Below are 11,026 nucleotides of genomic sequence, written 5' to 3'. Positions count from 1 at the left end.
CCGGTTACCTGGCAGCAGGTGGGCGAGCCCGCCGTTGCCAGGTCTCGGCGCAGTCTTGTCAAACAAAGGAATAACGTGTGTCCATGGATAAAACCAAACTGCGCAAATGGGGCATCGGGCTGGGCCTTGCCGTGATGGCGAGTATCGGCCTGTATGCGGTTCAGGCCCCAGCCAAGGCACCGCAGTACATCACCGCCCAGGTCGAGCGCGCCGACATCGAGAACGCGGTACTGGCTACCGGGGTGCTCGAAGGGATCAAACAGGTGGATGTGGGTGCCCAGGTATCCGGTCAGCTGAAATCGCTCAAGGTGAAGCTGGGCGACAAGGTGACCGAAGGCCAGTGGCTGGCCGAGATAGACCCGCTGGTGCTGCGCAACACCTTGCGCCAGGCGGAGGTGGACGAGCAGAAGCTGCAGGCCCAGCGCCGCTCGACCCTGGCCCAACTCAAGCAGGCCAAAGGGGTCTATGAACGCTATCGGGCGCTGCAGGTCGATGCCTCGGTATCGCGCCAGGAATATGAAAAGGCCGAGGCCGACTATCAGGTCCAGCAGGCCGCCGTGGGCTCGCTCGATGCGCAGATCCGCAGCGCCCAGGTGGAAATCGACACGGCCCGAGTCAACCTGGGCTATACCCGCATCAGCGCACCGATCACAGGCCACGTGGTGGGCATCGTTACCCAGGAAGGGCAGACGGTGATCGCCAACCAGCTGGCCCCGGTGCTGCTCAAGCTGGCCAACCTGGACACCATGACCGTCAAGGCACAAGTCTCGGAAGCGGATGTGATTCACATCACGCCGGGCCAGGAGGTGTATTTCACCATCCTGGGGGAAGACAAACGCTATTACGCCAAGCTGCGTGGCACCGAGCCTGCCCCTCAGCACTACGCCCAAAGCGACAAGGCAGAGGGCGGGGCCGGCAAGCCAACGGGCGCTGTGTTCTACAACGCCTTGTTCGAAGTCCCCAACCCTGATCACCGCCTGCGCATCGCCATGACGGCGCAAGTGCACATCGTACTCGACACCGCGCAGCAGGTGCTGACCGTGCCGGTGGCGGCACTGGGTGGGCGCGAGGCCGACGGCAGCTTCGCCGTGCGGGTGCTCGATGACAAGGGCTTCGCCGAGCAGCGCAAGGTGGTGGTGGGGATCAACAACAACGTTCGGGTACAGATCGAGCAGGGTCTCAACGAAGGTGACCGTGTGGTGATTGGCGAGCCGATCACCGGCGACTCGGGAGCCTGAACATGAACATGAATGTGCAACCGACCGCCCCCCTGAGCCAGGCAACAGGGCAGGGGGAGCCCTTGCTTTGCCTGAAGGGCGTTACCCGTAGTTTCCAGGCCGGCGAGCGGGCTTTTCTCGCCCTCAAGGGTATCGACCTGCAGATTCACCGTGGTGAGCTGGTGGCCATCATCGGCGCCTCGGGCTCGGGCAAGTCCACGCTGATGAACATCCTGGGCTGCCTGGACAATGCCAGCGCTGGCAGTTACCGGGTCGATGGTCAGCAAACCCGGGACCTTGACGCCGATGCGCTGGCCGCTCTGCGCCGCGATCACTTCGGGTTCATCTTCCAGCGCTACCACTTGCTGCCGCACCTGGACGCCCTGCACAACGTCGAGATCCCTGCCGTGTACGCCGGGATGGACCTGCAACGCCGCCATGAGCGGGCGCAGACGCTGCTGAGCCGGCTGGGGCTGGGCGAGCACTTGCGCCACCGTCCCAGCCAGCTGTCCGGAGGCCAGCAGCAGCGGGTGAGCATATGCCGGGCCCTGATGAATGGCGGCCAGGTGATCCTGGCAGACGAACCCACAGGCGCGCTGGACAGCGCCAGCGGCAAGGAAGTCATGAAGATCCTGCTGGAGCTGCACGCCGCGGGCCACACCGTGATCCTGGTCACCCATGACCCGCAGGTGGCCGCACATGCCGAGCGCATCATCGAAGTCAGCGACGGTCAGATCGTCAGCGACCAGCGCAAAGCCCCTGAAACGGTGCCTGCACGGGCCGTTGCCCCAACGCCGGCTCGGCCAGGTGGGCATCGCCTGTTGGCAAGCCTGGGCATGTTCCGCGAGGCGTTCAAGATGGCCTGGCTGGCCTTGGTGTCACACCGCATGCGTACCTTGCTGACCATGCTGGGGATCATCATCGGCATCACCTCGGTGGTGTCTATTTCAGCTATCGGCGAGGGGGCCAAGGGGTATGTACTCAAGGACATCCAGGCCATCGGCAGCAACACCATCGATGTGTATTCAGGAAGCAACTTCGGCGACAGCCGGGCCAGAAACATCGAAACCTTGGTGCCGGCGGATGTGGCGGCGCTCAACGCCTTGTATTACGTCGACAGCGCAACGCCTGTGATCGGTCAGGGCACGCTGGTGCGCTACCGCAACCTGGACGTGGACGTACAGCTCAATGGCGTCAGCGAGCACTACTTCCAGGTGCGCAACATCCCACTGGCAGCGGGCATCGTGTTCAGTGCCGAGGATGCCCGGCGCCAGGCCCAGGTGGTGGTCATCGACCATAACACCCGCGAACGCCTGTTCGGCCCGGCCATCGCCCCCCTTGGGCAAGTGATCCTGGTCGGTAACCTGCCCTGTACCGTGATCGGCGTCACGGCCCGCAACAAGAACCTGTTCGTGGCCAGCAACCAGCTGAACATCTGGGTGCCGTACGAGACTGCCGCCGGGCGGGTGCTGGGACAGCGTCACCTGGACAGCATCAGCGTGCGGATCAAGGATGGGGTGCCCAGCAAGCGGGTCGAGGAGGAGGTCAGCCGGGTACTGCTGCAGCGCCACGGCAGCAAGGACTTCTTCACCAACAACCTGGACAGCATCATGCAGACCGTGCAGAAGACCAGCCGCTCGCTGACCTTGCTGCTGTCGCTGATCGCGGTGATCTCGCTGGTGGTGGGCGGCATCGGGGTGATGAACATCATGCTGGTATCGGTGACCGAACGTACCCGGGAAATCGGCATACGCATGGCCGTCGGGGCCCGTCAGGTCGACATCCGCCAGCAGTTCCTGGTCGAAGCGGTCATGGTCTGCCTGTTAGGCGGGTTAGTGGGCGTGGGCCTGTCCTACGCGGTGGGCTACCTGTTCGAACTGTTCGTCAAGCAATGGGAAATGGTGTTTTCTCCGGCCTCGATCGTGATGGCGTTCGCCTGCTCGACCTTGATCGGGGTGGTGTTCGGCTTCGTGCCGGCGCGCAATGCGGCTCGACTGGACCCCATCGAAGCGCTGGCACGGGACTGAGCCACCCGCACTACAGTTGGACCGGAGCTTGGCCTAGGCGTACATCCAGCGCATCAGCGAATGCCGCCCGCCGATGCCCAGCTTGATCACGGCCCGGCGCAGGTAGCTTTCGACGGTATTCACGCGCAGGCCAAGCCGCTCGGCCTGCTCGGGGGCCGTTTGACCGGCCAGCAGCCCAAGGCAGACCTGGCGCTCGCGTTCGGACAGCTTAAGGCCGGTCTGGGCCAGGCGCTCGATGAACCGCTGCTCCAGGCTCTCGTGGCTATTGCGCTGCGCGGTGGGTTGCAGGGCACGCAGGTGTTTCTCCAGCATCGGCAGCACCAAGGGTGTAATGGCCTCGAGCCTGTTGCGCTCCAGGGCGGAGAAGCCGTAGGTGGTGTCGGCGCGCAGTACGCGGATCTCGACCCGCGCGTCGCTGGTGCGGATACGGTGCAGGCGCGATGGGTCGCCCGAGGCGGTGGCAGTGGCTTGATCGCACGAGAACACGGTTTCGTCGAGCACGGTGGTTTCGCTCGGCGAGCGTGGCAGCTGGCGGATCTGCGTGGCGTCAATGCACAGGTGAGCCTGAATCAGGTCATGCAACAGGCGGGAGAACTGGCGGCTGCCGGTGCTGGCAATGATCTTGCCGATCTGCGGATAAATGGAATTGATGCTCATCGAATCGTCCTTGAGGCCAGGGCAGAAGCCCCGCTGTGGTGCAAGCCCTCATCCTGGGCCGGCATCGGTGCGTGACAGGTATGCTAGTACAACGAGCGAGTCCTGGCTAAATCAAGGCTCGATGATGCCATATTGATATTGTTTTGTGGGCGCCATGCCGATCAGCGGGTTTGCTATCATGCCGCCTCCCTGACTAGCACAAGGCCCCATTTCCATGCCCCTGAGCGCCGAACAGATTGCCGAGTTTCGTGAGTTTGCCGAGCAGTTGGCCGATGCTGCGAGCGCGGCCATCACGCCTTACTTTCGTGCAAGCCTGGAGGTCGAGGACAAAGGCGGTCGCTTGTACGACCCGGTCACCGTCGCCGACAAGGCGGCCGAGGACGCGATGCGCGAGCGGATCCAGGCGCGCTATCCAGACCATGGCATTCTCGGTGAAGAGGCGGGCGTGGCCGTGGGCAGCAGCCCGTTGACCTGGGTGCTCGACCCGATCGACGGCACCCGTGCCTTCATCACCGGCCTGCCGTTGTGGGGCACGCTGATCGCGCTCAACGACGGTACCCGGCCAGTCGTGGGGGTGATGAACCAGCCCTTTACCGGCGAACGGTTCATCGGCACGCCCGAAGGTGCCTGGTCGGGCACGCGAGCGCTCAAGACCCGCGCCTGCAAGGAACTGGCAGCGGCCACGCTGATGTGCACCACCCCTGACATGTTCGATACGCCTGCGCGCAAGGCTGCGTTCGAGCACGTGGCCAGCCAGGCGCGGCTGATGCGCTACGGTGGCGATTGCTATGCCTATTGCATGCTGGCGTCGGGCTTTGTGGATGTCATCGTCGAAGCCAGCTTGCAGCCCTATGACGTGCAGGCGCTCATGCCCATCATCAAGGGCGCAGGCGGGGTGATCACCGCCTGGGATGGCAGCAGCGCGCAGCAGGGCGGTTGCGTGGTGGCCTGTGGTGACCCGGCCCTGCATGCCCAGGTCGTGGAGCTGCTGCGCGGCGCGATGTAATTCAGGTCACTGCACGGACTGGCGCTTGCCGCACTTTTTTGGCTTTCGGGGCTCTATGCTAGGCCCAGGCCGCCGCGATCCCCGCGGTGGCCGCCGAAAATGAAGCGGTGCCGATGGTAGTGTGCAGTTGCTCCACGATAGTTCGCCTGCTGTTGGCAGGCTCCCTGGCCAGCCTGTGCGCCTGCACCCAGCAGCAGGGGCGCGACATCGTCAACCAGCTGGGCGAAGGCAAACCCAGCGAGCTGTTCCAGACCAGTGTGGACCGCCTGGCCACCTTGTCGATGCGCGACAACCTGCAAAGCCTCTACCTGCTGATGAACAAGCTGTACCTGCGCAATCCCAACCAGTTGCAACGTTCAGGCTACCTGGACGCGGCCACGGCCGAGCGCCAGATCCGCCTGGCCATCGAGCAGCGCCAACCCCTGGCGCAACTGGGCAATCGACGTGACCTGGCTGCCTTGAGTTATGCCTTGAGCCCGGAGTTTCGCGGTGATCGAGTGGGTGCGTTCATCTACGCCATCGGCAGTATGCTGATCACCGCCCACGGTGGGCGCACCGCGTTCTACATGACCGACACCCTCGACCCGTTGTTCATCAACAACGCCGCGCGCAACATCGAAAAAGCCACCTGGATGCTGAGCCAGCGGCAGGACGCCAACGGTGTGTTGTTGCTGTTCTCCAATGAAATTTCGGAGGAGGGCAGCAACCTGAGTTTTGCCGTGGAGTTCGGCAAGGTGGTTGCCCGCCTCGACCTGCTGGCCGAGCTGCTCGACGAGCGTTACCGCCGTATCGGCCTCAATTATGCGCAAAGCCTGCTGCTGATGAATTTCCTGCCGGTACAGTGACCTGCTGCGCCTGGAGCAGGGCCTGGATGGCCTTGCGGTAACGCTGCCCGGCCAGGCTCATGCTGTTGTTGTGCGTTGCACCCGGCACCAGCAACAGCGTCTTGGGCTCGCGCGCGGCCTCGAACAGCTGCTGGCTGAAACGCGAGGGCACGTAGCGGTCGTCCAGGCCATGGACCAGCAGCACCGGCAGGTCGATGTCGCCGATCTTGCCCAGCGAGTCGAATTTCTGCGACAGCAGCCAGCGCACCGGCAGCGATGTATTGGCGACCACGCCTGCCACATCGCCCAACGAGGTGAACGTGGACTCCAGGATCAGCCCTCGCGCCGGGGCGCTGGTGCGCGTGTCTCGGGCTTCACGGGTAAGCGTGCGCGCCAGGTCGACCGCCACGGCCCCACCCAGGGAGTGCCCATAGATCAGGCGTTTGCTGGCATCAGGTTGCAGTTGGGCGAAACGCTCCCAAGCCACGCGAGCGTCCTCGTACACGGTGGCTTCCGAAGGCAAATCCCCTCGGCTGCGACCAAAGCCGCGATAGTCCACCGCCAGCACCGAATAACCCATGGCGTGCAGCTGCTCGATGCGAAACAGCTGGCCCGTAAGGTTCCAGCGCACACCGTGCAGGTAAAGAATGGCCGGGGCATCGGCGCGTTTTGCGGGCCACCACCAGGCATGCAGGCTCTGGTTCTCGGCGAAGGTACGCGGGCGCAGGTCAAGCTCCTGAACACCGCCGGGCAGGCCATGGAACCAGCTGGCCTGGCCGGGCTCGATGCGAAACACCAGCTCGCGTTCCTTGTACTGTAAGACCGAGCACCCGGCGGGCAGGGCGAGCACCAAGGTGGCAGCGCACAGCCAGCTGAACCAACGGCGGCGTAGGGCGGAGAACAACCGGGTAGACATACGGAGTTTGGGGGTCTCGAAAGTGGTCAAGGCGCGGGAGCGTACAAGAAGCGTGGCGTAGTTCTATCAAATGCTGCAGGTCATATGTAAGAAATATTACCCGCCGGCGGGTCAGCTTCTTTACAAGCTGTTTCCAGCGCGAGCGTGCGCACGGTGCGCCGATTGCGCAAGCGCCCCGCAAGCAGGTAGCGTGGCCCGACACCCTCCTGACGAAGGCTTTGTTTTGGACTCGATAACCCAAGCCGTTCTCGGCGCTGCGTTGCAAGGCACATTGTTGGGGCGCATTCAGGGCCGTCGGGCCCTGGTCTACGGCGCTGCGCTGGCCACACTGCCGGACCTGGACGTGATCATCCGCTATGCCGACCCGGTCTCGCAGATGACCTACCACCGTGGCTTTTCCCACTCAGTGTTCGTGCTGACCGCGCTGGCAGCGCTTCTGGCATGGCTGGTGAACAGGGCCTGGCCGGACAAAGGCTATACGCTGTCCCGCTTATTCCTGACGTTCTGGCTGGTCTTGGTGACCCACCCAGTGCTCGACGCGTTCACCGTGTACGGCACCCAGCTGCTCTGGCCCTTGCACGTGACCCCGCAAAGCTGGGCGGCCGTGTTCATCATCGATCCTGTGTATACCGTACCGTTGCTGGTGGCGGTGGCCTACGCCGCCGTGCGTGGCACCCATGCCCGCGCACTACGGTTCATGGCCGTGGCGCTGGTTTTGAGCACCACGTACCTGGGCTTAGGCCTTGCCAGCCGTACCCTGGCAGAACACCGTTTCCAGGCCGCGCTCGATGCCAAGGGCGTGTCTGTGAGCGAGGTTCGAGCAGTGCCCATGGCGTTCAACAGCCTGGTCTGGCGGGTCTTGGCCAAAGCGCCGGACGGCGTCTATTACGAAGGGGTCAGTAGCCTGTTGGACCGCCAGTCGCCAGAGATGCTGCGCCTGAACCGCAACCTGTCATTGGCCCAGGTGCTGGCAAACGATCCGCTGCACCAGCGGCTGCGCTGGTTCACCGACGACTGGCTGCGCTACGACCAGGTCGGCGACCGGCTGGTGGTGACCGACCTGCGCATGGGTACGCCGGGCAACTACACATTCCGCTTCGACATGGCACGGAAGGGCGAGCAGGGCCGCTGGCAGACGCAGCAGCCGGCCGTGCACACCGTCAGCGGCCCGCGCGATCTGTTCGACGGGCAGGCACTGAGGTTGATCTGGCGCCGCATCGTCTTCCAGCAACCCCCGCTGCCCTTGGCCGCCTGGACCGCACGCATTGCAACGCCAGGGCAAGGCCAGGTGGAGTAGCCCCCCATGCGCTCAGGCGGGCTGGACCTGGTGAAGTGGGTCGCGATGCTGGCGATGGTCGCTGACCACCTGCGCTTTCTCTGGCCGCAGGCCCACGGCCTGTTCGTGGTTGGCCGACTGGCGTTTCCGCTCTTTTGCCTGGCCATGGCCATGAACGTGGTGCGGCGCGGGCCTGACACGTTGCTTGATCGCCACCACGGGCGGTACCTGGGGCTGATGCTGCTGTTCACGGTGCTGTCCGAGCCCGCTTACCGCTGGCTGGACAGCGGCTCGACCACGTTCAGCATCATGCCGACGCTGTTGTTGGGCCTGCTGCTGGCCTGGGGCGTGCAGCATACCCAGTTGGCAACGCGGCTGCTGGGGCTGGTCGCGCTGGGCGCAGGTTGGGCTGGCAGCCCGTACCTGATGTACGGCCTGCCAGGGGTGCTGCTACCCGCCGTTTGCGTGCTTGGCCACCGCTACGGGGGCCGAATGTGGCTTGTGCCGTGCCTGTCGGCGGTTGCCGGCAACTTGACCAACAGCTGGTTGATGACGCACCTGAGCGCCCCCTTCACCTGGGTCACGCTGACGGTTGCCGCCGTGGCCATCCCGGTCGGCAACGGCCTGTTGCACAGCCGATGGCGTCGCGTGCCGGCAGTGGGTCGCTGGGGCTATGGGTTCTACCCGCTGCACCTTTTGCTGATCAAAGCTGCGGGCATTCTTCAGCTGTGACACACCTGTTCCACCTTTGACCCAAGGTTGAAGCAACTGTGTCGAGCATTCGCCCGTATCCGGCCCCTGCTCACTGACGGCCAAAGGCTCTACCGCGGTATCTCCGGCCCTCAGCCGGCGGTTTGGCACAGCCGTTGCTCTTGCCTGGAATGACGCTCGTCGCAGCGTCGCCATAACAAGAACGGAGAACAGCGCATGAATCGATCAGGCCCCCAACGCCTTGCACTCGGCTGCCTGGCCATGGCCCTCAGTTGGACACCCCTGGCCTTTGCCGCCGGTGTCGATGGGCAACGCATCATCGATGCGGACAAAGAGCCCGGCAACTGGATGAGCCATGGCCGCACGTACGACGAGCAACGCTTCAGCCCCCTCAAGACCATCGACCAGAGCAACGTCAGCCAGCTAGGGCTGGCGTGGAGCTACAAGCTCGACCTGGACCGCGGTGTGGAGGCGACTCCCATCGTGGTCGATGGGGTGATGTACACCACGGGGCCGTTCTCGGTGGTGTACGCGCTGGATGCGCGCAACGGCCAGCTGCTGTGGAAGTACGACCCGCAGTCCGACCGCAACCGTGCGGGCGAGGCCTGCTGCGATGCGGTCAACCGGGGCGTGGCCGTGTGGCAGGGCAAGGTCTACGTCGGTGTGCTCGACGGTCGCCTGGAGGCCATCGACGCCAAGACCGGCAAGCGGGTGTGGTCGGTCGACACCCGCGCCGATACCACGCGCAGCTACACCATCACCGGTGCGCCGCGGGTGGTCAACGGCAAGGTGGTGATTGGCAATGGCGGCGCCGAATTCGGCGTGCGTGGCTATGTGACCGCCTACGACGCCGAGACCGGCCGCCAGGCATGGCGGTTCTACACCGTACCGGGCGACCCGAAGCTACCGCCTGAGGATAAGGCCATGCAGATCGCCAGCAAGACCTGGCACGGGGATGCCTACGTCGAGTGGGGGGGCGGCGGGACAGCCTGGGATTCCTTCGCCTATGACCCGCAGTTGAACCTGCTGTACATCGGCGTGGGCAACGGCGCGATGTGGGACCCCAAATGGCGCAGCCAGGCCAAGGGCGACAACCTGTTCCTGTCCTCGATCGTGGCGGTGAATGCCGATACCGGCGAGTACGCCTGGCACTACCAGACCACGCCCGGCGACGCCTGGGACTTCACGGCCACCCAACACATGATCCTGGCCGAGCTGCCCATCGACGGCAAGCCGCGCAAGGTGCTGATGCAGGCGCCCAAGAATGGCTTCTTCTACGTGCTGGACCGGGAAACCGGCGAGTTGCTGTCGGCCAAGAACATCGTGCCGGTGAACTGGGCCAAGGGCATCGACATGAAGACTGGCCGGCCCATCGTCGATGACGAGGCGGCGGCCTACTGGAAGGACGGCAAGCGCAAACTGGTGACCCCGGCGTTCTGGGGGGCGCACGACTGGCACCCGATGTCGTACAACCCGCAGACGGGGCTGGTGTACATCCCGGCCCACATCATGTCCGCCTACTACGAGCACGTGCCCGAAGCGCCCAAGCGCAACCCGTTCAAAAGCGTCTATCAGCTGGGGCTGCGTACCGGCATGATGCCCGAAGGCGCCGAAGGGCTGCTGGACATGGCCAAGACCTGGTCAGGCAAACTGATCGCCTGGGACCCGGTCAAGCAGGCGCCTGCCTGGGAAGTGCCGTACATCACCATCTTCAATGGCGGCACCTTGAGCACGGCCGGCAACCTGGTGTTCGAAGGCAGCGCCGACGGCCGGGTCATTGCCTATGCCGCCGAAACCGGCAAGAAGCTGTGGGAAGCGCCTGCAGCCAGCGGCGTGATGGCCGCACCGATCACCTATGCCGTCGACGGTGAACAATACGTCACCTTCATGGCGGGCTGGGGCGGCGCGTTTTCCACATTCGCTGGGGCACTCTCGTTGCGTGCAGGCGTGCAGCCCTACGCACAGGTGCTGACCTACAAGCTGGGCGGCACGGCCAAGCTGCGCGAGCCGGCCCCGCCTGCCGATGCGCCCAAGCCGCCGCCATTGACGGCCAACGCCGAGACGGTCGCCGCAGGCGCTGCGCTGTACGACGGCAACTGCTCCCAGTGCCACGGCATTCATGCGGTCAGCGGCGGGGTACTGCCGGACCTGCGCAAGCTGAGCGCCGACAAGCACCAGATGTTCCTCGGGATTCTCTACGGCGGCAGGGTGCCCGATGGCATGCCCTCGTTCGCCGACAACCTCAACCCCGAGCAGGTCGAGCAGGTCCATCAGTACCTGATCAAGCGTGCCCACGACTTGCAGGAGGAGGGCGAGGTCTGGAAGCGGTTCAGCGCCCGCCCGGCAAGCCCTTCATCGCTGGCTGACAATGCACCACAGGAGTGAAATGCCC

Annotated in this window: 9 protein-coding genes; 7 read left to right on the top strand and 2 right to left on the bottom strand. The window is 64.5% G+C overall.

Annotated elements, in window-relative coordinates:
• The first annotated feature begins 83 nt into the window (after positions 1–83).
• Together macA and FS777_RS06130 are read left to right on the top strand one after the other, a co-directional pair.
• Complete coding sequence (gene macA, locus FS777_RS06135) at positions 84–1,238, top strand: macrolide transporter subunit MacA (protein ID WP_145254480.1); 1,155 nt, start codon at positions 84–86, stop codon at positions 1,236–1,238.
• 2 nt (positions 1,239–1,240) lie between these two features.
• A complete protein-coding gene (locus FS777_RS06130; protein ID WP_145254477.1) occupies positions 1,241–3,244 on the top strand; it encodes a MacB family efflux pump subunit in 2,004 nt (667 codons plus the stop codon).
• Positions 3,245–3,277: 33 nt separating this feature from the next.
• On the opposite strand, the gene FS777_RS06125 is transcribed toward FS777_RS06130, so the two are convergent.
• Complete coding sequence (locus FS777_RS06125; RefSeq protein WP_372239210.1) at positions 3,278–3,901, bottom strand: LuxR C-terminal-related transcriptional regulator; 624 nt, start codon at positions 3,899–3,901, stop codon at positions 3,278–3,280.
• A 214-nt stretch (positions 3,902–4,115) separates the two neighbouring features.
• On the opposite strand from FS777_RS06125, the gene hisN reads away from it, so the two are divergent.
• Complete coding sequence (gene hisN / locus FS777_RS06120; RefSeq protein WP_058639247.1) at positions 4,116–4,907, top strand: histidinol-phosphatase; 792 nt, start codon at positions 4,116–4,118, stop codon at positions 4,905–4,907.
• A 113-nt stretch (positions 4,908–5,020) separates the two neighbouring features.
• Positions 5,021–5,752, top strand: a complete 732-nt coding sequence (locus FS777_RS06115; protein ID WP_058639248.1) for a hypothetical protein — start codon at positions 5,021–5,023, stop codon at positions 5,750–5,752.
• Here FS777_RS06115 and FS777_RS06110 read toward each other — a convergent pair.
• Positions 5,703–6,647 (bottom strand): alpha/beta hydrolase, encoded by a 945-nt coding sequence (locus FS777_RS06110; protein ID WP_145254474.1) that lies wholly within the window; start codon positions 6,645–6,647, stop codon positions 5,703–5,705. The genes FS777_RS06115 and FS777_RS06110 overlap by 50 nt on opposite strands.
• 223 nt (positions 6,648–6,870) lie before the next feature.
• On the opposite strand from FS777_RS06110, the gene FS777_RS06105 reads away from it, so the two are divergent.
• The 3 genes from FS777_RS06105 to FS777_RS06095 all read left to right on the top strand — a co-directional run bounded on the left by FS777_RS06105 (position 6,871) and on the right by FS777_RS06095 (position 11,019).
• On the top strand, positions 6,871–7,944 hold the full coding sequence (locus tag FS777_RS06105) for a metal-dependent hydrolase (protein ID WP_058639249.1): 1,074 nt from the start codon (positions 6,871–6,873) through the stop codon (positions 7,942–7,944).
• A 6-nt stretch (positions 7,945–7,950) separates the two neighbouring features.
• On the top strand, positions 7,951–8,655 hold the full coding sequence (locus tag FS777_RS06100; protein ID WP_058639250.1) for a TraX family protein: 705 nt from the start codon (positions 7,951–7,953) through the stop codon (positions 8,653–8,655).
• 240 nt (positions 8,656–8,895) lie between these two features.
• Complete coding sequence (locus FS777_RS06095) at positions 8,896–11,019, top strand: PQQ-dependent dehydrogenase, methanol/ethanol family (protein WP_230375255.1); 2,124 nt, start codon at positions 8,896–8,898, stop codon at positions 11,017–11,019.
• Positions 11,020–11,026 lie beyond the last annotated feature (7 nt).

Source organism: Pseudomonas sp. DE0157 (assembly GCF_007678615.1).
Lineage (GTDB): Bacteria > Pseudomonadota > Gammaproteobacteria > Pseudomonadales > Pseudomonadaceae > Aquipseudomonas > Aquipseudomonas parafulva_B.
Note: the sequence above shows the minus strand (reverse complement) of the source record. Positions and strands in the feature narration are given on the sequence as shown.

Excerpts from the sequence above, each read along its gene's own strand:
- macA (WP_145254480.1), top strand. The coding sequence starts at position 84 with ATGGATAAAACCAAACTGCGCAAATGGGGCATCGGGCTGGGCCTTGCC.
- FS777_RS06130 (WP_145254477.1), top strand. The coding sequence starts at position 1,241 with ATGAACATGAATGTGCAACCGACCGCCCCCCTGAGCCAGGCAACAGGG.
- FS777_RS06125 (WP_372239210.1), bottom strand. The coding sequence starts at position 3,901 with ATGAGCATCAATTCCATTTATCCGCAGATCGGCAAGATCATTGCCAGC.
- hisN (WP_058639247.1), top strand. The coding sequence starts at position 4,116 with ATGCCCCTGAGCGCCGAACAGATTGCCGAGTTTCGTGAGTTTGCCGAG.
- FS777_RS06115 (WP_058639248.1), top strand. The coding sequence starts at position 5,021 with ATGGTAGTGTGCAGTTGCTCCACGATAGTTCGCCTGCTGTTGGCAGGC.
- FS777_RS06110 (WP_145254474.1), bottom strand. The coding sequence starts at position 6,647 with ATGTCTACCCGGTTGTTCTCCGCCCTACGCCGCCGTTGGTTCAGCTGG.
- FS777_RS06100 (WP_058639250.1), top strand. The coding sequence starts at position 7,951 with ATGCGCTCAGGCGGGCTGGACCTGGTGAAGTGGGTCGCGATGCTGGCG.
- FS777_RS06095 (WP_230375255.1), top strand. The coding sequence starts at position 8,896 with ATGGCCCTCAGTTGGACACCCCTGGCCTTTGCCGCCGGTGTCGATGGG.